This is a genomic window from Variovorax sp. GW823-FHT02B07 (genome assembly GCF_058797695.1).
Genome location: NZ_JBXAJX010000009.1, coordinates 94,712 through 114,730 on the forward strand (window position 1 = coordinate 94,712; position 20,019 = coordinate 114,730).

Below are 20,019 nucleotides of genomic sequence, written 5' to 3' on the forward strand. Positions count from 1 at the left end.
AGGCCCCTAGCGCAGGAAGAACAGCAAGCTCATCGTCAGCCCCGTGGCGACGATGCCTGCGCGCAGCCAGGCCGACGGCAGGCGCCGCGCGCCGCGTGCGCCCAGGTAGCCGCCGAGCAGTGCGGCACCGGCCATGATCGCGGCCTCGCGCCAGGCGATGAGGCCGCCCCAGGCATAGAGGGCGACCGCGATCAGCGTGAGCAGCGCCGACACCTGGTTCTTGAGCCCGTTGGCCGCCAGCAGGCGGGTCTGGCCGAGCAAGCCGAACAGTGCCAGCAGCAGGATGCCCAGCCCACCGTTGAAGTAGCCGCCGTAGACCGTGACGGCGAGCACCGAGACCATCGCGACCGCCGGCCGGTGCGCGCCCGACTGTCGAGACGCCGTGAGGCGCGGTGCCAGCACGAACAGCAAGGTGGCGAGCAGCAGCAGCCAGGGCACGACGCGGCGGAAGGTGGCATCGGGCGTCAGCAGGAGCAGCAGCGCGCCGGTACTGCCGCCGATCAGCGAAAGCACCACGAGCGTCCGCATGGACAGCCCGGGCGGCGGTTGGGTGTCGCCGCGCAAGCCCCAGGCCGCCGACAGGTAGCCGGGCAGCAGCGCGAGCGTGCCCGTGGCGTTGGCGCTGACGGCTGGCACGCCGGCGAACACCAGGGCCGGCAGCGTCAGGAAGCTGCCGCCCCCGGCCACTGCGTTCAGGGCGCCCGCCACGAAGGCTGCGGCGATCAACGTCGCATCGACAAGCATCGTGCGACCCTCAGGCGAAGCGGCAGGCTTCTTCGAACGCGAGCCTCGGGTGGCGCTCGAACAGCTTGGCGGGGTCGCCGTGGCCGAGGTTGCACAGGAAGTTGGTGCGCACCGAGGTGCCGTGCCAGAAGGCGGCGTCCATGCCGTCCGCGTCGAAGCCCGACATCGGCCCGCAGTCCAGCCCGATGGCGCGGGCCGCGAGCATGAAGTAGGCCGCCTGCAGGCTCGCGTTGCGAAAGGCCGTGCGCATCGCGTGTGCCTCCTTGTCGGGCCCCGTGAAGTCGTTCTGCATCGACGGCCGGTGCGGAAAGAGCCGTGGCAGCTCGCGGTAGAAGGCCGTGTCGAAACCGAGGATCGCGGTGACAGGCGCCGTCATCGTCTTGTCGACGTTGCCGGGCGAGAGCAGCGGCTGCAGGCGTTCGCGGCCTTCGTCGGTGCGCACGAAGACCACGCGCATCGGCGAGCAGTTGGCCGAGGTCGGACCCCACTTCACGAGCTCGTGGATCTGGCGCAGCTGCGCCTCGCTGACTGGGCGGGGCAGCCAGCCGTTGTGGGAGCGGGCCTGGCGAAAGAGGGTGTCGAGGGCGCTGTCTGGAATCATGGGGAACGTGGAAGGTCGAAGGACTGCATCAGCCGCAAGGTCGCTGTCGCGATCGCGCCGTCGGCGCGCGTCAGTTCGTCGAGGATCGAAAAATGATCATGACCCGGGCACTCGATGTGGCCCGCATGAACGTCGCGCCAGTGCAGGCGGATGGTGTCGCATTGTTCGCGGAAGCCAGGATTCTCGTTGCCGCCCAGGGCGGTGAGCAGTCGCGTACCGGTCAGGGGACGCCACAGCGCCGGACTCAGCGCCGCCGCGCTGCGCGGCGTGAAGCGCGTGGCGTCCATCACCGACGGCACGTCGAGCAGCGGGCGCAGGTCGTACAGCGCGCTGATGCAGATCGCGGCCGCCACCACCGGCTCGGTGGCCAGCAGCATCGCCGCCAGGTGCCCGCCGGCCGAATGCCCGCAGGCGAACAGGCGTGCCGGCGGGGCATCCCATTGCGCGTGGTGCGACGCGAGCCATGCGGCCGCACGGCGAACCTGCGCGACGATGGTCTCCACGTCCACCGCCGGGCACAGCGCATAGTTGACGACCGCGACCGCGTAGCCGGCCGCGGTGAAAGGCGGCGCGACCAGCGAGGCGTCGCTCTTGTCGAGCGAGCGCCAGTAGCCGCCATGGATGTACACCAGCGTGCCGCGTGGGCGGCCCTCGGGCAGGAACAGGTCGAGGCGCTCGGCCGCGTGCGGCCCGTAGGCGATGTCGAGCCGCGCGCGGGCGCGCTCGCGCACCGCGGCGGACGCGCGTGCCCAGCCGTCGAAGATGTCCTGGTAGTGCGGGACGGCCAGGCGCGCGTTGTAGCGGCGCTCGCCGTCGCCGGCCGTGGGGTTCGGCGGCATGGCGGGTTACGCGCTGGCGCCGATGCGCTCGACCACGGCCCGCAGGTCGGCGCGCACCTTCTCCGGCAGCGCGGCGACGGGTGGGCGCGTCGGCCCGGCGCTGCGGCCCGCGAGCGTCATCGCTTCCTTGATGACGACCGGGAACGAGCCCCAGGCCCAGGCCGCGCGCAGCGGCGCGAAGATGTTCGACACGCGCAGCGCCTCGTCGTGGCGGCCGGCGCGCAGCGCGTCGTACATGCGCACCATGAGCTCGGGGAACACGTTGGCGGCGGGCGAGATGGTGCCTTGCGCGCCGTGGAACATCATCGACAGCGCGATGGTGTCGCGGCCCGAGAACAGCAGCGCGGGGCGCGGCGCGGTCAGCAGGTACTCGATGGATTGCGTGAGGTCGCCGCCCGAGTCCTTCATGCCCACGATGTTGTCGGCCGCCTGCATGCAGCGCGCGAGCGTGGCGGGCAGCACGTTGACGGCGGTGCGCGGCGGGTTGTTGTAGAGCATCACCGGCAGCTTCGTCGCGCGCGCCACGGCGGTGTAGTGGGCCACCAGTTCGTCCTGCGTGGGCTGCACGAAGTACGGCGTGATCACCAGCGCCAGGTCGGCGCCCAGGGCTTCGGCGGCCTGCGTGAGCGCGATGGCGTCGCGCGTGGTGGCGCCGCCGGTGCCGGCATACAACGGCACGCGGCCGTCGATGGCGCGCATCGACAGCTCCAGCAGGCGGATGTGCTCGTCGCGCTCCAGGGCGAAGAACTCGCCCTGGCTGCCGGCGACGGAAATGCCGTGCACGCCGGCGCGGATGTAGCTGTCGATCAGTTCGCCGACGCGGGCTTCGTCGAGCCGGTGGTCGGCGGTGAAAGGCGTGGCCATGGCGGGCACGACGCCGTGGAATTTCGAGAGGTTCAAGGCAGAAAGCTCCAGAAGAAAAAGGGGGCGACGGGCGGCGTCAGTCGACGCCCATCAGGTGGCCCAGCTGCACCACGTAGTGGCCGAAGGCGGCCGCTTCCTTGGTGGTGCGCGGGTCGCGCGGGCGCGGCAGGTCGATGCGGATGTCCTCGACGATGCGCCCCGGCCGCTCGGACATCACGAGCACGCGGTCCGAGAGAAAGACGGCCTCCGAGATGCTGTGGGTGATGAGGATCACCGTCTGGCGCATCTCCTGCCACAGGCGCAGCAGCTCGACGTTGAGCTGGTCGCGCGTGAGTGCGTCGAGCGCCCCGAAGGGCTCGTCGAGCAGCAGCACCTGGGGCCGCATCACGAGGATCTGCCCGAGCGCCGCGCGCTGGCGCATGCCGCCCGAGAGCTCGTGAGGGTAGTTGCGGCGGAACTTCTCCAGCTTGAGGATCGGCAGCAGCGCTTCCACGCGTTCGTCGATGTCCTTCTTCGGCAGCTTGCGCACCTCGGCCGCGAGGCGGATGTTGGCTTCCACGGTTTCCCACGGCAGCATGTTGTGGGTCTGGAACACCACGCCCACGTCGTCGGACATCCGCGTCTGCAGGTGGCCGAGCACGCGCACCTCACCGCCCGCGTCGGGCTGGATCAGCCCGGCCACGATGCGCAGCAGGGTGCTCTTGCCGCAGCCGCTCGGCCCCAGGATCGAGACGAACTCGCCGCGCTGCACCGTGAAGTCGACCTGCTCCAGCGCGCGCACGCTGTGGCGCGCGTCGAAGGTCTTGGCGACGCGGCTGACGCCGATCGCCGTGTCGATGGCACCGGGGGCGCGCACCGTCGCCTCGCCGGTGGCCACGGTCCCAGGCTTCACTTGCGTGCTCCCACCCAGCCGCCTTCGGAGATGTCGAAGACCACGCCGTCGAGGTCGCGGAATTTCATCTCGTAGTACAGGCTCTTCTTGTCGTGCGGCAGGTCCATGAAGAAGGTGCCGCCGTGGTCCTCGATGGCCTTGCGCTGTGCATCGAGGTCGTCGACCCAGAAGCCGAAGTGGTGCGTGCCGATCCAGTCCTTGCCCTTCTCAAGGCCTGCGGCCTCGTCGGTCTTGTAGTTCAGCAGCGCCAGGCAGATGGTGCCGTCCGTGAGGTACACGCCGTCGGCGATGGGCGAGTGTGTGGGCTCGACGATGGTGAGGTCGAAGACCTCGCTGTAGAACTTGGCCGCCTTCTGGGGATCGGGAACGGCAAGGGCGATGTGACGCAGTTTGGCCATGGGGATGTCTCCTGAGTTGAAATTTTTGGAAAAGGCGAAAGAGAAAAGGAAGGGGCTCAGAGCCCGCGCCACCAGATGCGCTTGGCGGCCAGCTCGACCAGCAGGTACAGCAGGCCGGCGACCACCGAGATCACCACCAGCGCGGCGAACAGGTAGTCGGTGCGCGCGTTGGCGTTGGCCTCCAGGATGAGGTGGCCGAGCCCGCGCTCGGAGCCGACGAACTCGCCCACGATCGCGCCGATCACGGCCAGCGGCATGGCCGAGCGCAGCCCGTCCATGATCGACGGCAGCGCCGAGGGCACGTAGAGGCGGCGGAAGGTGGTCCAGGACGAGGCGCGGATGGCGCGGAAGTGCTCCACCAGGTGCGCCGGCGTGCCCGCCAGCCCGCCCATGGTGGCGATCACCACCGGGAAGAAGGCGAAGAGAAAGGCCATCAGCACCTTCGAGGTGTCGCCGTAGCCGAACCAGATCACCATGAGCGGCGCCAGCGCGATCTTGGGCAGGCCCTGGAACACCACGATGAGCGGGTACAGCGCGCGTCGCACCACCGGGATGGCGTGGATCGCGAGACCGAGCAGCACGCCGCCGACAGCCGCCAGCGCGAAGCCGGCCAGCACCTCCTGCGTCGTGACCCACGACTGCACGAGCAGGGCCATGCGGTTCGTCCACAGGCTGTCGAGCACCTGCGACAGCGGCGGCAGCAGGTAGCGCTTGATGCCGAACACGTCGACCGACTTTTCCCACAGCAGGCCCAGTGCGAGGAACAGCAGGGCGGGGTCGGTGAAGCGGCGCCACGATTCGGCGCGCGAAGAAGGGGCGGGGTGCATGTGTCTTGTCTCCGGGTCTTTTTATGTGTCGTGTCTTGTCTTGTCGTGCGGCGCGTTCAGCGCTTGGGGTCGTCGCTGTCTTCGTCCCGGGCCGTGCGCGGTCCCCACTCGGGCGGCGGCACCACGAACCGGTCGAAGTGCCACTGGTCGAAGGCCGCGAGGTCGTTCTTCCAGACGCGGGGCGTGTAGGGTTGCGCGGGCGTGATCTGCACCATCTCTGCGTAGAACTCGCAGTAGTTGCCGTCGGGGTCCTTGAACACGAGGAACAGGTTCTCGCCGGGCCCGTGCTTGCCGATACCGCGCACGATGTCGATGCCCTGCGCCTGCAGGTAGCGCGCGGCGTCCTCGATCTCGGCCAGTGAGCCGAGCTGGTAGGCGAAGTGCTCCAGCCCGGGCCGTCCCGGCACGTAGGTGGCCGCATGCTGCGGGTCGCCGGGCGCGATCTGCGCCAGCGCCAGGTCGTGGTGGTCGTTCCCGCAGCGCAGGAAGGCCATCTGGTCCTCGATGTAGTCGGACACCTGCAGCCCGACGATCTCGGTGTAGAAGCGCACGGAGGCCTTGAGGTCGCGCACGTTGAGCACGACGTGCCCGAGGCGCTGGGGACGGGGGCGTTGAACCATCGGTGTTGCTCCCGCGCTCATGGTGCGAGCAGGTCGTTGCTGTACGCGTCCTGCGGCTTCACCTTGCCGCCCAGGCCGAAGGCCTTGTCGACGAACTGCACGGTGGCGCGCATGCGGTCATCGCGCAGGTGGCCCAGCCCCTTGGCCTTGGCTGCCGGGTCGACCAGCAGGTCGTTCATGTCCTTGATCTGCGCCAGCGCCACGGCGCGGTCGGTGGTGGGGAACATCTTCACCATGAGGTCGGCCGCCTGCTCGGGGTGGGCCATGGCGAACTCGTAGCCGCGGTACGAGGCGCGCAGGAACTTCTTCACCACCTCGGGGCGCTTCCTGATCAGGTCTTCGCTGGCCGCGAAGCCGCTGCCGTAGGCGTCCAGGCCGAAGTCGCTGTACTCGATCCAGCCGAGCGTCACGCCCGCGGCCTGGGCCTGCTTCTGCGTGACGGCGCGGTTGCTCCCGCGCCAGCATTCGGCCATGTCGACCTTGCCTTCGATCAGCGAGGCGTCGACCACGGCGGGGTCCATGCGCAGCAGGCGGATGCTGTCCTTGGGCTGGCGGTTCAGCTCCAGCCAGGCGGGCACGACGTTGTGCACCGGCGAGGCCGAGCCGCCGCCCAGGCGCAGGCCCTTCATGTCGGCGGGCGTCTTGGGCTGGTGGCGCTTGGTGTCGAAGCAGATGCCCGCGGGCCAGCGCGTGTTGATGGCGCCGATCATGCGGATCTTGCCGCCGTTGGCGCGGTTGAGCACCAGGCTGATCGGGTCGACGTAACCGAACTCGAACTGGCCCTGGTCCAGCTCGTTGGCGGTGCGGTTGCCGCCGTAGCCGCGCACGATGGCGGTGTCCAGGCCCAGCTCGCGGAAGTAGCCCTGCGCCTGCGCGACGATCACGCCCACCGAGCTGCCCTGCGGCAGCCAGGCCATGTTGTAGGTGACCTTCTCCTGGGCGAGCGCGGGGGGCGCGCCGGCCAGCAGCGCGCTAAAGGCGAGGCCGGTCAGCGCGCGCGCGAGTGCGGCCAATCCTCTGCGGGTGGGTTGCATGTCTTTGTCTCCATACCTTGTTGTTCGTGATTCGAAAGAACGGGGCCGTGGCCCCGCCGTGCGGACGCTCAGAGGCGCTCTGCCTGCACCTGGTTGGACAGCCGTCCGATGCCTTCGATGCTCGCCACCAGCCGGTCGCCTGCGTTCAGGTAGATACCCCGACCCATGCCCACGCCGGTGGGCGTGCCGGTGGCGATCACGTCGCCGGGTTCGAGCGTGACGATGGTCGAGAGGTAGGCGATCTGCTCGCGCACCGTCCAGATCATGTTGGCCGTGCTGTCCTGTTGCATGGGCTCGTCGTTCACGTCCAGGCGCATCTGCACGGCCTGCGGGTCGGGGATCTGCCAGGCGGGCACGAGCCACGGGCCGATGGGCGCGAAGGTGTCGTGGCACTTGCCCTGGAACCAGTCGTGCTTGAACGGGTAGTCGCCGCGGATGTTGAGGTCGCGCGCCGAGATGTCGTTGACGATCGTGTAGCAGGCCACGGCGTCGAGTGCGTCTTCGACCGACACGCGGCGGCAGCGCTTGCCGATCACGGCGGCGAGTTCGACCTCCCAGTCGAGCTTGCTGGTCTCGGGCGGCATCTGGATCGTCTCGCCGTTGCCGATCACCGTGTTCGAGAGTTTCAGGAACATGTACGGCTTGCTCTGCGACTTGGCCGCCAGCACGGTGCCCATTTCGTTGGCGTGCGAGGCGTAGTTCGAGGCGGCGCAGAAGATGCGGCTCGGCACGAAGGGCGCAGCCACGGCCGCGGCGCCGTCGGCCACCGGCCGGATGGCGCCCGAGGCGGCCAGCGAGGCGGCGATGGGCGCGGCGTCGCGAAGCCAGGTCCGGGCGTTCGCCCAGTCGCGCAGCATGGCTTCGACGCCCTGCGTCACCCAGGCCTCGGGCAGCGGCGGCAGGCCGGCCGTGCGGGCCGCCTCCAGGTCGTACAGCTGGTCGTCCAGCACCAGGGCGGGGGCAAGCCCGCCGGCACGGCGGTAGGTGGCGAGCGCGATCCAAGACATTCGATTGACTCCTCTTTTGTAGGTGGGTTGGAATCCGCGACAGGTGTTTTGCATTCAGTGTCTGCGAATTGTGTGCAATTTTATGTTTTGGTGTTCACGAACGTCAAGGGCTTGTCGCGGCGTGACTGAAACGGACGTGCGGACGCATGCCGCGGCCGGCCTGCGCCGGGAGCGGCGGGCCGGGGCGGGCAGCGGAAACGGGAGGGAGGGAGAGGGCGCGGCAGCCGCGTCAGGCGGCGGCGCTGGAAGACGGGGTGCGGGAGGCGCTGCCGTCGAAGTGCTGCAGCACGTTCATCGCCGAGTTGGCCGCATGGCTGTGCATGGCGGCGGCGGCGGCGTCACCGTCGTGCGCCAGCAGGGCGGCAACGAGGGCGTCGTGCTCGACATGGGAATGCTGCAGGCGGTTTTCCGTCGTGAAGAAGCCTTGCGAGCGGAAGGGCGCGAGGCGCTGCCGCAGGCTCAGTGCGAGGTCCTGCAGCGTCTTGTTGCGGGCGCCGGCGTAGATCAGCGCGTGGAATTCCTCGTTCAGCGCGGCGTACGCTTTCGCGTCGCCCTCTGCCGCGGCGCGTCCGGCTTGCTGATGAACGAACTCGATGCGCTTGCGCTCCGACGGCGCGGCGCGCAGCGCACACAGCTTGGCGCACAGGGCTTCCAGTTCGCCGGAGGCTTCGAACAGGCCGTCGAGGTCGGCGGGCGCCATCGTCGCCACCGAGAAGCCGCGGCGCGGCAGGTGCTCGATCAGCCGGGTCGAGGCCAGCTGCCGCAGCGCGTCGCGCACCGGGCTGCGCGAGACGCCGAAGCGCGTCGCGATCGTCTGTTCGTCCAGGCGTTCGCCCGGTTGGAAACGGCGCAGCACGATTTCCTCGGCCAGGCGGTCCGAGATGGTCTGGGACAGCGTTTTTCCAGGCTCGTTTTCCATGGTTTGCTTCTTCGGGGGCGTGCCGCCCACGTGGCGTGGGACGACATATTGTCGACAAAATTTAATTGTCGCATGCAATACCGCCGACCCAAACGCCCCAGGCGGGCGTGCGCCTCAGACCCCGAGCGGCAGGCGCGCGCTGCTCTTCACCTCTTCCATCACCGCATACGTGCGCGTCTCGCGCACCCCGGGCAGTTGCCACAGCACGGTGCCGGCGAACTCGCGGTAGGCGGCCATGTCGGCCATGCGGGTCTTGAGGAGGTAGTCGAAGCCGCCGGCGACCATGTGGCATTCCATGATCTCGTCGCGCACCTGCACGGCGGCCTTGAACTGGTCGAAGACGTTGGCGGTGGTGCGGTCGAGCAGGACCTCGACGAACACGGTGAAGCCGCGCCCCAGCTTGTAGGGGTCGAGGCGGGCCTCGTAGCCCAGGATGAAGCCGTCGCGCGTGAGGCGCTGCACGCGCGCCAGCACGGCGGTGGGGGACAGCGCGACCGCCTCCGCCAGCTTGAGGTTGGTGATGCGGCCGTCTTCCTGAAGGATCTTCAGCAGGCGCAGATCGATGCGGTCCAGATCAAGCATTCGAGGATTATCCGGCGCACACATCGATCGACTGCAAGAAATGCGGCCTATTTGCCACGGCCATAGGAGATAGAACCAAGGAAATGCCGTTGGACTACCCTTTCGCAGTCATTTGAACTACCGAAAGCCGTGGGTCACCGCATTCAACGCACCGTGGTCGAGCCCGGTGCGGCGGCCTGGCGGCCCGAGAGCTGGTCGACCAGCGCACCGTAGGCCGGGCCTTCGCGCAGCTTGGTGTAGGCGGCCTGGGCTTCGCGGTAGCCGGGGCGCGACGTGTCGGCGCCGGCTTCGCCCGACTGCTGAGCGGCCAGGCCTGAGCGGATCCACAGCTGCGTGTCGGCGGCCACCGCGGCGCGGCTGTTGGCCGACACCACGACCGGCTCCTGGCCCATGTTCTCGTTGTAGCCCTGGGTAGGCGCGGTCTTCAGCCACTGCTGGGCGTCGGCCGTCACGGCGGCGCGCGTCGTCGACGACGCGAAGGGGGCAGGACGCGGGTCGCCTTCGGCGTAGTTGCCGGCAAAGCTCGGCGCGGCGGCCAGGCCCAGCAGGGCGGCGACGGCGGCGGTGTTCAGAAGGCGGGTGGTGGCAGACAGCTTCATGTTCGTTCACTCCTTGAGGTGGTTGCTTGGTTGGTGAGAACGACTGTACGAAGCGCATCCACGCGACCGATAACGTCTGGATGACGGTTTTGTCATGTGCGTACCCACCTGCATCGGGCCGCGCCGAGAGGGACCGCAAGGGGCCTTCCAACTTCTCTTGCATAACCGCCATCGCGGCATGCATAAGCCATGGCGCGCGGCCCTCAGTCGGAATATCGTTGCGCCCATCCATTCCAACCAAGGGAATCTTCCATGAACGAGAAACTCTCCTTCGTCAATCCGACGGCCAACAGCCCCTGGGGCACCTACCTGTCGCAGGTCGATCGCGTCGTGCCGTACCTCGGCCCGCTGGCGCGCTGGGTCGAAACCCTCAAGCGCCCCAAGCGCGCGCTGATCGTCGACGTGCCGATCGAGATGGACAACGGCACCATCGCCCACTTCGAGGGCTACCGCGTGCAGCACAACATGAGCCGCGGCCCGGGCAAGGGCGGCGTGCGCTTCCACCCCGACGTCACGCTCGAAGAAGTGATGGCGCTGTCGGCCTGGATGACCATCAAGACCGCCGCCGTGAACCTGCCGTACGGCGGTGCCAAGGGCGGCATCCGCGTCGACCCGAAGAAGCTGTCGCTGCAAGAACTGGAGAAGGTCACGCGCCGCTACACCAGCGAGATCGGCATCATCATCGGCCCGCACACCGACATCCCCGCGCCCGACGTGAACACCAACGCGCAGATCATGGCGTGGATGATGGACACCTACTCGATGAACGTCGGCGGCACCGCCACCGGCGTGGTCACCGGCAAGCCGCTGCACCTGGGCGGATCGCTGGGCCGCGTGAAGGCCACCGGCCGCGGCGTGTTCGTCACCGGCCGTGAAGCGGCCCGCCGCCTGGGCATGGACCTGCGCGGCGCGCGCATCGCGGTGCAGGGCTTCGGCAACGTGGGCTCGGTCGCGGCCGAACTCTTCGTCGAGGCAGGCGCCAAGATCGTCGCGGTGCAGGACCACACCGGCACCATCGTGAACACCAACGGCCTCGATCTGACCCAGCTGGTGCCCATCTCGCGCACCGACGGCGTGGTCGGCTTCAAGGCCGGCGGCGACATCGTGCCGAACGAAGACTTCTGGGACGTGGCCTGCGACATCCTCATTCCGGCCGCCCTCGAAGGCCAGCTCACGGCCGAGCGAGCCAAGAAGACCACCGCCAAGCTGGTGCTCGAAGGCGCCAACGGCCCGACGGTGCCCGAGGCCGACGACATCCTGGCCGAGCGCGGCGTGCTGGTCGTGCCCGACGTGATCTGCAACGCCGGCGGCGTGACGGTCTCGTACTTCGAATGGGTGCAGGACTTCTCGTCCTTCTTCTGGGACGAGGACGAGATCAACGTGCGCCTCGATCGCATCATGATGAACGCGCTCAACCAGATCTGGGACACGGCCGACAAGCACAAGATCCCGCTGCGCACCGCCACCTACGCCGTCGCCTGCGAGCGCATCCTGATGGCGCGCCAGGAACGCGGTCTGTACCCCTGAGGCGATCTCCGGGGCTTGCAGGGCCTTTCGGGAACCCCCGGCCTGCCGGGGGCTCGAAGCGAAGCCGCCGGTTGGTTAGCATCCGGTGTCCTTCCCGACCTGCCATGCCCCCCACCTCTTCTGCTGCTTTCTTCGCTTCGCCGGCCCGCGTGCCGGCGTTTCTGTTCCCGGGCCTGCTGTCGGCCCTGTTGCTGGCCGGCTGCGGCAGCTTCGGCACGGGCCAGGCCTACGAGCCCGAAGACTTCGACTCCACCACCACCCACACGCGCAACTACGCTGCCAGCGAGGCCCAGACCTGCGAGGCGGCGCGCCGTGCGCTGCTGAGCCAGGGCTACATGGTCACGGCCGCCAACGCCGACCTGGTGACCGCGCGCAAGAGCTTCCAGCCCGCGGCCGAGACGCACGTCGAGGTCGAATTCCGCGTGGTCTGCGCGCGCGAAGGGGGCGCCGGCAGCGCCTCGGGCGGCCGCAGCACCGTGGCCTTCGCGACCGCATTGCAGGACCGCTACGGCCTGAAGAAAGGCAGCAACTCGGCCAGCCTGGGCGTGGGCGCCATCGGCTCGCTCTCGCTGCCCTTCGGCGGCAGCAACGAAGCGATGGTCAAGGTGGCGAGCCAGACGCTCACCGACGAACGTTTCTACGACCGCTTCTTCACGCTGGTCGAGCGCTTCCTGCAGGGCGGCGGCCCCGACATGCCGGCCGATGCTGAGGACGCACCGAAGCCCGCCACGCGCCCCGCCGCCACCACCTTCCCGGTGGCGCCGTCGCCGAACCGCGGCTGAACAGGCCGGGCGCTCAGCGCACCAGCGTCGACTTGCCGAACAGGCTCTCGATCAGCTCCACCGCCACCTCGGCCGTCTGGTTGCGCACGTCGAGCGCGGGGTTGAGTTCCACCACGTCGACCGAGCCGAGCCGGCCCGTGTCGGCGATCATTTCCATGCACAGCTGCATCTCGCGGTAGGTCGGCCCGCCGCGCACGCCCGTGCCCACGCCGGGCGCGTCGGCCGGGTCGAGGCAATCGAGGTCGAAGCTCACGTGCAGGTGGGTGTCTTCGTCCACGTCCTGCAGCGCTTCGGTCATGGTGGTGCGCATGCCGTTCTCGTCGATGTGGCGCATGTCGAACACGGTCAGGTCGAGCGTGCGAATCGCCTTCTTCTCGTCATCGTCCACGCTGCGGATGCCGATGAAGCGGATGGCGTCGTGCGCCAGCGCCGCGGGCTCGCCGCTCCAGCCCGTGAGGTCCGCCGGCCCGTGGCCCAGCAGGCACGACACCGGCATGCCGTGCAGGTTGCCGCTGGGGCTCGTGGTCTCGGTGTTGACGTCGGAGTGCGCATCGAGCCACAGCACGCGCAGCTTCTTGCCGCGTTTTCGCGCATGCCAGGCCACGGCGCTGATGGAGCCGATCGCCAGGCAGTGGTCGCCGCCCAGCATCACCGGCACGTGGCCGGCGCCCAGCGCGGTGTCGACGGCGGCGTAGACCGAGCGGTTCCACGCGATCACCTCGGTGAGGTGGCGCAGCCCATTGGCCGGCGGCGCCCACGGCGTGGCCGGGCCCGCGAGGTTGCCGCGGTCGAGCACCGTGAAGCCCTGGCCCGCCAGCGCCTCGGCCAGGCCCGCCACGCGCAGCGCGTCGGGGCCCATGCCCGCGCCGCGCACGCTGGCGCCGATGTCGGTCGGCGCGCCGATCAGTTCGAGGGTGGTGGCGGTGGTGCTGCTGCTGTTGCTCATGTCGGTCTCCCGATGTGGTGCCAGAGGTAGGCGTAGCCGAGCGCATCCATGAAGGCGGACGCCTTGTTGTCCGCAGCGGCGCTGTGGCCGCCTTCCATGTTTTCGTAGAAGCTGCTGTCGTGCCCCTGCGCGAGCAGCTTCGCGTGCATCTTGCGCGCATGCACGGGCCCCACGCGGTCGTCGCGCGTGGAGGTGGTGAAAAGGGCGGGCGGGTAGGGCGTGCCGGCCTTCGCGTTCTCGTAGGGCGAGAAGGTCCGGATGAATTCCCATTCGTCGGGCAGTTCCGGGTCGCCGTACTCCGCGATCCACGAGGCGCCGGCCGACAGCTGCGTGTAGCGCTTCATGTCGAGCAGCGCCACCTCGCTCACGATGGCGCCGTACAGCTGCGGGTACAGCGTGAGCATGTTGCCCATGAGCAGGCCGCCGTTGCTGCCGCCCATGGCGCCCAGGTGCGCGGGCGAGGTGATGCCGCGCGCGAACAGGTCCTGCGACACGGCCGCGAAGTCTTCACAGGTGCGCAGCCGGTTCTCCTGCAGCGCGGCCTGGTGCCAGCGCGGGCCGTACTCGCCGCCGCCGCGGATGTTCGCCACCACGTACACGCCGCCGCGTTCGAGCCAGGCCCGGCCGATGCCGCCGCTGTAGCTCGGCTCCAGCGAGATCTCGAAGCCGCCGTAGGCGTACTGCAGCGTGGGGTTCGTGCCGTCGGCCACGAGGTCTTTCGCGGCGATCTCGAAGTAGGGCACGCGCGTGCCGTCCGCCGAGGTCGCGAAATGCTGGCTCACGCGAAAGCGCGAGGCGTCGAAGAAGCCGGGGCTGTGCTTCAGCGGCTGCGGCTCGCCCTGGCCGAGGGTGCCGATGTACAGCGTGGTCGGCTGCAGGAAGCCGCTCACGGTCAGGAAGTAGTCGTCGTTCTCGGTCTCGTCGATGCCGCCGGCCGCCACGCACGAGAGCGCGGGCGCGCCGCCCAGGCTGTCGCGGGCCCAGTCGCCCAGGCCGTCCGCCGGCGGCGTGAGCACCTCCAGCCGGTTCACCACGTCGTGCATCACGTTGAGGATGAGGTGGTGGCGCGTCCACGAGTAGTCGTCCAGCGCGGTGGTGTCGTCGGGCTCGAACAGCAGCGTGAGCTCGCGCGCGCCGGCCATGTAGTCGTCGAAGCGCGCGGCCAGCAGCGAGCCGGCGGTGTAGGTGCGGCCGGCCACGGTCCAGTCTTCGCGCGGCTCGATCAGCAGCCACTCGCGCGTGACGCCGGTGTTGGCGTCGTCGGGCACGTCGATCTTGGCGAGCGTGCCGTCGGGCGCGCGCAGCCAGGTCTCGCTGTCGTAGAAGTCGATCTGGCGCGAGACGAAGTCGCGCTCGAAGCCGGGCGTGTGGTCGCTCCAGGCGCTCACCGACATGTCTTCGTGCGCACCTTCGTACACGGTGACGGCCTCGGCCAGCGGCGTGCCGCGCCGCCACTCCTTCACCAGGCGCGGGTAGCTCGAGCTGGTCATGGAGCCGGGGCCGAAATCGGTGCCCACGTACAGGTGATCGATGTCTTTCCAGGTGACGTGGTTCTTCGCCTCGGGCAGCGCGAAGCCGCCTTCGACGAACGCCAGGTTCACCAGATCGAACTCGCGCACCACGTCGGCATCGGCGCCGCCGCGCGACAGCGAAATGAGGCAGCGTTCGTAGGCAGGTTCCAGGCAGTCGGCGCCGTGCCAGACCCAGTTCTCGCCGTCCTGCGCGGCCAGCGCGTCGAGGTCGAGCACGGTCTCCCACGCGGGCTCGGACGTGCGGTATTCATCGAGCGTGGTGCGGCGCCACAGGCCCTTGGGGTGCGCCTTGTCGCGCCAGAAGTTGTAGTACAGCGCGCCGATCTTGCTGACCATCGGAATGCGCGCGTCCGAGTCGAGCACCTCGAGCAGGCCCTGCTCGATCGCCTGGAAGGCCGGCGACTGCGCATAGGTGTGAACGGCGCGTGCATTCTGCTGGCGAGCCCAGTCCAGAGCGGCTTCGCCGTCGATGTCTTCGAGCCAGAGATGGGGGTCGTCGTTGTGCGCAGAGGTCATGCGGCACAGTGTACGAAGCCCCCGTGAATGCGGCGGCCTGTGAGCAGTTGTTGCTGCATTCGAGGCGCGTCGATTTTTTCATTACATGTGGATGCGCGCCCCGGCCATCCTTGGGGCAAACCCCTGTCCCGGGCGTGCCTTCCCCCGGTGGAAACACTGAAGAAGCGAAGGCCCACGAACGCGATGCCCACGGTATCCTGCCGGACGGCGCATGCCCCAACGAGGAGAACCACACATGAAACACCTGAGCGGTCTTGATGCCACCTTCCTGCACCTGGAGACCCCCGAGATGCCGATGCACGTGGGTTCGCTCAACGTGCTGGACCTGCCCAAGGGCTACAAGGGCGACTTCTACGAAGACGCCAAGGCCTTCATGGCCAGCCGCATCCACCTGGCCGACGTGTTCACGCGCAAGCTCGCGCTGATGCCCTTCGACATGACCAATCCGGTGTGGGTCGAGGACGACGACATCGACCTCGACTACCACGTGCGCCACATCACGCTGCCCAAGCCCGGCACCAACCGCCAGCTGCAGCAGTACGTGGCGCGGCTGCACTCCACGCTGATGGACCGCAGCCGGCCGATGTGGGAGTTCTTCATCATCGACGGCCTCAAGAGCGGCCAGGTGGCGCTGTACACCAAGGTGCACCACGCGGGCATCGACGGACAGGCCGGCGTCGAGCTGGGCAAGGCCATCTTCGACCTCGAGGCCACCGGCCGCGTGATCAAGCCGCCGCGTGCGCGCCCGCGCAGCAACGGCTACCAGCTGGGCATGGCCGAGCTCGCCACGGCGGCGCTGCGCAACACGGCGCAGCAGTACGTCAAGCTGTTCAAGATGGCGCCGGCCATCGCGCGCGCCATCGGCGGCCTGGCCCAGCCCGACGAGAAGGCGGCCGACAAGGCGGCCGCCACCGCGCCGAAGAAGTTCAACCTCTTCGCGCCGCGCACCTCGCTGAACGTGTCGATCACCAACCAGCGCACCTTCGCCGGGCGCACCATCTCGCTGGCCGAGACCAAGTACATCGCCAAGCATTTCGGCGTGTCGCTCAACGACGTGGTTCTGGCCACCGTGGCCGGCGCGCTGCGCCACTACCTGGCCGACAACAACGAGCTGCCGGCCAAGCCGCTGGTGGCCGGCGTGCCCGTGAGCCTGCGCGAGGCCGGCGACCAGACGGCCAACAACCAGGCCAGCATGATCCTCGTGAGCCTGGCCACCGACATCACCGATCCGCTGCAGCGGCTGAAGGCGATCAACGCCTCGTCGAACTCCTCGAAGTCGACGATGAACCGCTTCAAGGCCGTGATCCTGGACGACTTCCCGACCTTCGCCGCGCCCTGGCTGGTGTCGGGCATCGCCTCGATGGTGGGGCGCTCGGGCATCGTCAACCTGCTGCCGCCGGCGGCCAACGTGGCCGTCTCGAACGTGGCGGGCGCGCCGTTCCCGATGTACTTCGCGGGGGCGCTGGTCACCTGCTACTACCCGGTGTCGATCGCCAGCCACGGCACCGCGCTCAACGTCACCGTGCAAAGCTACAACGGCCGCATGGACTACGGGCTCATCGCCTGCCGCCGCGCCGTGCCCGACATCACCGAGATCGGCGACTACCTGCTGGCCGAGCACAAGCTGCTGATGGAGCTGACGCAGAAGCACCCGGCCGTCTCCGGCGCGCCGGCCACACCGCCCAAGCCCGTGGCCGCCCCCGCGCCGGAAGCCGACGAAGAGGCCCAGGCCGCTGCACCGGCCCGCAAGCCGGCCGCGCGCAAGAAGGCGCCGGTGAAGGCCGTCGCCGCCAAGAAGACGGCGCAGAAGGCCCCGGCCAAGGCCGCGCCGGTCAAGGCGGCAGCGAAGAAAGCCCCTGCGAAGAAGGCGGCGGCGAAGAAGGCCGCGCCCCGGCCCGTGGCCCGCAAGGCCGCCGCATCGCCCCGCGCCGCTGCGGCATGATCGACAGGCGGGCCCGGCCTGGGAAAGAAATTGGGGCAGTTGGACTAGTTTTCCGACCGTTCTAGTTTTCCAGGCCTAGGCCCTGCGGAAGATGATTGGCCCATCGCGATTCCCCGCGAGCCACTCAACTTCAAGGAAATCTCACATGTCCACGCAAACCAACATCGCTTCCGCCGCCATCCACGTCGTCGGCCAGTACAACGACGCCGGCAAGACCCTGGTCGGTGCCTACCGCACCGGCGTGCAACGCCTGCTGGGCGGTGCCGCTTCGCGCTACAGCGAATTCCTGGGCAACCGCCAGATCCCGATGGTGAGCGAGCAGATCAAGGCCAACCTGATCGGCGCGCAAGAGAAGGTGCATGGTTTCCTGTCCAACCGCCTGGACATCGACACCAGCCGCATCGTGAACGCGATGGACCGCGTCGCTGCCGGCACCACCAGCGGCATCGAAACCGTCGCCAACCGCGTCGCCCAGATCGAATCGCCCGCTGCCACCACCGTGCTGAACGCCCTGTCGGCCGTGAACCAGCCCTTCGCCACCGTGTCGGTGCAAATCGCCGACCGCATCGTTGCCGGCACCAAGCAGATCGAAGCCCGTGTGAGCGGCACCGAAGAAGCCGCCCCCGTGCGCACCGTGAAGGCCAAGGTCGCTGCGGCCAAGAAGCCGGTTCGCCGCGCTGCCCGCAAGGCGGCCTGATCCCGGGGCGCTGACCGCGCCCTTTTCATTTCTACCGCCCCTGGAGCACCACCGCATGGCGACCCGTCCCGATGACACTGCCAAGTTGAAGAAGAGGGCGGCGCCTGCGAAGAAGGCTCCGGCGGCGAAGAAGAAGGCCGCGCCCCGCAAGGCGGCGCCGGCTGCGAAAGCACCGCCCGCGGACACCGCGGCGGCCGGCACCAACAAGGCCGAAGCGCTGCTGCGCGCCGGCCTCAAGGCGCTGGACAACGTGCGCAACGATGTCGCCAAGCGCCAGGCCAACGTGATTGAAGGCCTGCTCGGCATCGGGCACGGCAAGGCCGACGCAGCCGGTGCCAAGGCGGCGCTGACGCGCGGCTTTCCCAGCCTGGACACCTTCGGCATCCGCAAGTTCGAGGATGTGTTCGACCAGCGTGTCGCCACCGCCCTGCAACGCCTGGGCATGCCCAGCGCCGACGAGGTGCAGGCCCTGCGCGACGAGGTGGCGCAGTTGCGCGAACGCCTCGCCAGACTCGAGAAACCGTCCAGTTCAAGTGGCTCCGGCGGCAAGCGCTGAGCGGCACGCAACGCACGCAACACGCCGCTTGTGGCCAGCTCCAACACCACGCGCGATCGCATCCTGCAGACCAGCCTTGCGCTGTTCAACGCGGAAGGTCTTCCGGCCGTGTCCACGCACAAGATCGCGGCCGAACTCGGCATGAGCCCGGGCAACCTGCACTACCACTTCAAGGCCAAGCAGCTGATCGTCGAATGGCTGTTCCGGCGCTTCGAGCAGCGGCTCGAGGTGCTCAACGGCTCGTCGGCGGCCATTGCCGCCATCGATGACCTGTGGCTCGCGCTGCACCTGCGCTTCGAGGCCATCGACGAGTACCGCTTCATCTATCGCGACATGGCCTTCCTGGCCAGCGAGTACCCGGCCCTGGGGCAGCGCGCCCAGGCCATGACCGCGCAGAACCTGCTGGCGGCCCAGACGCTGTGCGAAGGGCTGGTGGCCTCGGGCGTGATCGAGACCAGCGCCGAGCAGGCGCGCATCCTCGCGCTGCAGATGGTCTTCACCACCACCTGCTGGCTCTCGTTCGAACGGCTGGTGCCGGGACGCGACGCCTTGGCGCAGGCCGACCCCGGTTTGGCGGCTTTCTACACACTCACGCTGGTTTCTCCGTATGTTTCCAGCGAATCGAGGGCTTATCTTGATTACCTGAGGGGCAAATACCTCGGATAAATGAAGTCGTCGTCCGACGGGGAATGCAACTTCGCACCCCCATCGTCGTCCTACAGAAGAAAGAAACAGAAAGGAAGCCGCCATCATGACCACCGCCACCCACGAACCCATCGCACCGCCGTCGCGCCTGCTCTTGCTGGCCGAAGCGCGCGCCCTCTGGGAAACCGGCGCCGGCCTCGCCATGTGGCCGCTGCTGCAGCTCGCGCCGCGTGGCGACGGGCACCCCGTGCTCGTGCTGCCGGGCCTGGTGGCCAGCGACGTGTCCACGCTGCTGCTGCGCCGCTACCTGTGCAGCCGCGGCTACGACGCGCACGGCTGGGGCCAGGGCCGCAACCTGGGCCCGCGCGCCGGCGTCGAAGACGGCATGGTCGACCTGCTCAAGACCCTGGCCGACAAAAGCGGCCAGAAGGTCAGCGTGATCGGCTGGAGCCTGGGCGGCGTGTACGCGCGGCTGTTGGCTTCGGCGCAGAAGGACCTCATCCGCAACGTGATCACGCTCGGCAGCCCGTTCTCGGGCAGCCCGCGCGCCACCAACGCCTGGCGTGTGTACGAGGGCGTGAGCGGCCAGAGCTCGCACGACCCGCGCCGCATGAAGTTCGTCGAACCCACGCCGCCCGTGCCCACGACCTCGATCTTCAGCCGCACCGACGGTGTCGTCGCATGGCGCTGCAGCCTCGAGAAGACCGGCCCGCAGTCCGAGAACATCGAGGTGGTGGCGAGCCACCTGGGGCTCGGCGCGCACCCGGCTGTGCTCTATGCGGTGGCCGATCGGCTGGCGCAGCCCGAGGGCGAGTGGAAGCCGTTCAACCGCGGCATGCTCGGGCCGCTGGTGTACCCGGACCCGGATCGCAACGTCTGACCTGAGGCGAACGCTCCCCAATAAAAAAGACCGGCGAATGCCGGTCTTCTTCTTTGGGGCTCCGGAGTGG

At 68.8% G+C, this 20,019-nt stretch carries 22 protein-coding genes; 7 read left to right on the forward strand and 15 right to left on the reverse strand.

Features of this window, described 5'->3' with window-relative positions:
• Positions 1-6: 6 nt before the first annotated feature.
• The 13 genes from AC1RGU_RS28780 to AC1RGU_RS28840 all read right to left on the reverse strand — a co-directional run bounded on the left by AC1RGU_RS28780 (position 7) and on the right by AC1RGU_RS28840 (position 9,926).
• Positions 7-744: a sulfite exporter TauE/SafE family protein gene (locus AC1RGU_RS28780; RefSeq protein ID WP_492699593.1), complete on the reverse strand. Its 738-nt coding sequence runs from the start codon at positions 742-744 to the stop codon at positions 7-9.
• A gap of 10 nt (positions 745-754) precedes the next feature.
• Positions 755-1,345 carry a malonic semialdehyde reductase gene (locus AC1RGU_RS28785; RefSeq protein ID WP_492699591.1) on the reverse strand — a complete coding sequence of 197 codons (591 nt, stop codon included), beginning with the start codon at positions 1,343-1,345 and terminating at the stop codon, positions 755-757.
• Positions 1,342-2,184, reverse strand: a complete 843-nt coding sequence (locus AC1RGU_RS28790) for an alpha/beta hydrolase (protein WP_307636358.1) — start codon at positions 2,182-2,184, stop codon at positions 1,342-1,344. Before AC1RGU_RS28790 ends, AC1RGU_RS28785 begins: the two co-directional genes overlap by 4 nt.
• Positions 2,185-2,190: 6 nt before the next feature.
• Positions 2,191-3,084, reverse strand: a complete 894-nt coding sequence (gene dapA / locus AC1RGU_RS28795) for a 4-hydroxy-tetrahydrodipicolinate synthase (protein WP_083259398.1) — start codon at positions 3,082-3,084, stop codon at positions 2,191-2,193.
• Positions 3,085-3,124: 40 nt separating this feature from the next.
• The gene (locus AC1RGU_RS28800) at positions 3,125-3,940 is read right to left on the reverse strand and encodes an ABC transporter ATP-binding protein (protein ID WP_307590426.1); all 816 of its coding nucleotides are present in this window, start codon (positions 3,938-3,940) and stop codon (positions 3,125-3,127) included.
• A complete protein-coding gene (locus AC1RGU_RS28805; RefSeq protein WP_070063818.1) occupies positions 3,937-4,338 on the reverse strand; it encodes a VOC family protein in 402 nt (133 codons plus the stop codon). The genes AC1RGU_RS28800 and AC1RGU_RS28805 overlap by 4 nt, the downstream gene beginning before the upstream one ends.
• A 56-nt stretch (positions 4,339-4,394) precedes the next feature.
• The gene (locus AC1RGU_RS28810; RefSeq protein ID WP_082818351.1) at positions 4,395-5,165 is read right to left on the reverse strand and encodes an ABC transporter permease; all 771 of its coding nucleotides are present in this window, start codon (positions 5,163-5,165) and stop codon (positions 4,395-4,397) included.
• 56 nt (positions 5,166-5,221) lie between these two features.
• Positions 5,222-5,785, reverse strand: a complete 564-nt coding sequence (locus AC1RGU_RS28815) for a VOC family protein (RefSeq protein ID WP_492699589.1) — start codon at positions 5,783-5,785, stop codon at positions 5,222-5,224.
• 17 nt (positions 5,786-5,802) lie between these two features.
• Positions 5,803-6,819, reverse strand: a complete 1,017-nt coding sequence (locus tag AC1RGU_RS28820) for an ABC transporter substrate-binding protein (RefSeq protein ID WP_492699587.1) — start codon at positions 6,817-6,819, stop codon at positions 5,803-5,805.
• Between the two features lie 68 nt (positions 6,820-6,887).
• Positions 6,888-7,826: a fumarylacetoacetate hydrolase family protein gene (locus AC1RGU_RS28825; RefSeq protein WP_492699585.1), complete on the reverse strand. Its 939-nt coding sequence runs from the start codon at positions 7,824-7,826 to the stop codon at positions 6,888-6,890.
• Between the two features lie 229 nt (positions 7,827-8,055).
• Positions 8,056-8,745 carry a GntR family transcriptional regulator gene (locus AC1RGU_RS28830; RefSeq protein WP_095950084.1) on the reverse strand — a complete coding sequence of 230 codons (690 nt, stop codon included), beginning with the start codon at positions 8,743-8,745 and terminating at the stop codon, positions 8,056-8,058.
• Between the two features lie 114 nt (positions 8,746-8,859).
• Positions 8,860-9,327 (reverse strand): Lrp/AsnC ligand binding domain-containing protein, encoded by a 468-nt coding sequence (locus AC1RGU_RS28835; RefSeq protein ID WP_062478450.1) that lies wholly within the window; start codon positions 9,325-9,327, stop codon positions 8,860-8,862.
• Between the two features lie 143 nt (positions 9,328-9,470).
• Entirely contained in the window at positions 9,471-9,926 is a 456-nt protein-coding gene (locus AC1RGU_RS28840; protein ID WP_095950083.1) for a hypothetical protein, read from the reverse strand.
• A 252-nt stretch (positions 9,927-10,178) separates the two neighbouring features.
• Between AC1RGU_RS28840 and AC1RGU_RS28845 the strand changes: the two genes are divergently transcribed.
• Positions 10,179-11,453: a Glu/Leu/Phe/Val family dehydrogenase gene (locus AC1RGU_RS28845; protein WP_062478443.1), complete on the forward strand. Its 1,275-nt coding sequence runs from the start codon at positions 10,179-10,181 to the stop codon at positions 11,451-11,453.
• A 104-nt stretch (positions 11,454-11,557) separates the two neighbouring features.
• Positions 11,558-12,235 carry a DUF2242 domain-containing protein gene (locus AC1RGU_RS28850; RefSeq protein WP_492699582.1) on the forward strand — a complete coding sequence of 226 codons (678 nt, stop codon included), beginning with the start codon at positions 11,558-11,560 and terminating at the stop codon, positions 12,233-12,235.
• A 13-nt stretch (positions 12,236-12,248) separates the two neighbouring features.
• On the opposite strand, the gene rocF is transcribed toward AC1RGU_RS28850, so the two are convergent.
• Positions 12,249-13,181, reverse strand: a complete 933-nt coding sequence (gene rocF, locus AC1RGU_RS28855) for an arginase (protein ID WP_492699580.1) — start codon at positions 13,179-13,181, stop codon at positions 12,249-12,251.
• Complete coding sequence (locus AC1RGU_RS28860) at positions 13,178-15,229, reverse strand: prolyl oligopeptidase family serine peptidase (protein WP_492699578.1); 2,052 nt, start codon at positions 15,227-15,229, stop codon at positions 13,178-13,180. Before AC1RGU_RS28860 ends, rocF begins: the two co-directional genes overlap by 4 nt.
• 235 nt (positions 15,230-15,464) lie before the next feature.
• Between AC1RGU_RS28860 and AC1RGU_RS28865 the strand changes: the two genes are divergently transcribed.
• The 5 genes from AC1RGU_RS28865 (at position 15,465) to AC1RGU_RS28885 (ending at position 19,949) form a co-directional block, all read left to right on the forward strand.
• Positions 15,465-17,171: a WS/DGAT/MGAT family O-acyltransferase gene (locus AC1RGU_RS28865; protein WP_492699576.1), complete on the forward strand. Its 1,707-nt coding sequence runs from the start codon at positions 15,465-15,467 to the stop codon at positions 17,169-17,171.
• 145 nt (positions 17,172-17,316) lie between these two features.
• Entirely contained in the window at positions 17,317-17,868 is a 552-nt protein-coding gene (locus AC1RGU_RS28870; protein WP_159274669.1) for a hypothetical protein, read from the forward strand.
• Between the two features lie 55 nt (positions 17,869-17,923).
• Positions 17,924-18,424 carry a phasin family protein gene (locus AC1RGU_RS28875; protein WP_492699574.1) on the forward strand — a complete coding sequence of 167 codons (501 nt, stop codon included), beginning with the start codon at positions 17,924-17,926 and terminating at the stop codon, positions 18,422-18,424.
• Positions 18,425-18,454: 30 nt separating this feature from the next.
• A complete protein-coding gene (locus tag AC1RGU_RS28880) occupies positions 18,455-19,090 on the forward strand; it encodes a TetR/AcrR family transcriptional regulator (protein WP_492699572.1) in 636 nt (211 codons plus the stop codon).
• A gap of 85 nt (positions 19,091-19,175) precedes the next feature.
• Positions 19,176-19,949, forward strand: coding sequence for an esterase/lipase family protein (locus AC1RGU_RS28885; RefSeq protein ID WP_095950078.1), 774 nt, complete (start codon positions 19,176-19,178; stop codon positions 19,947-19,949).
• Positions 19,950-20,019: the final 70 nt, after the last annotated feature.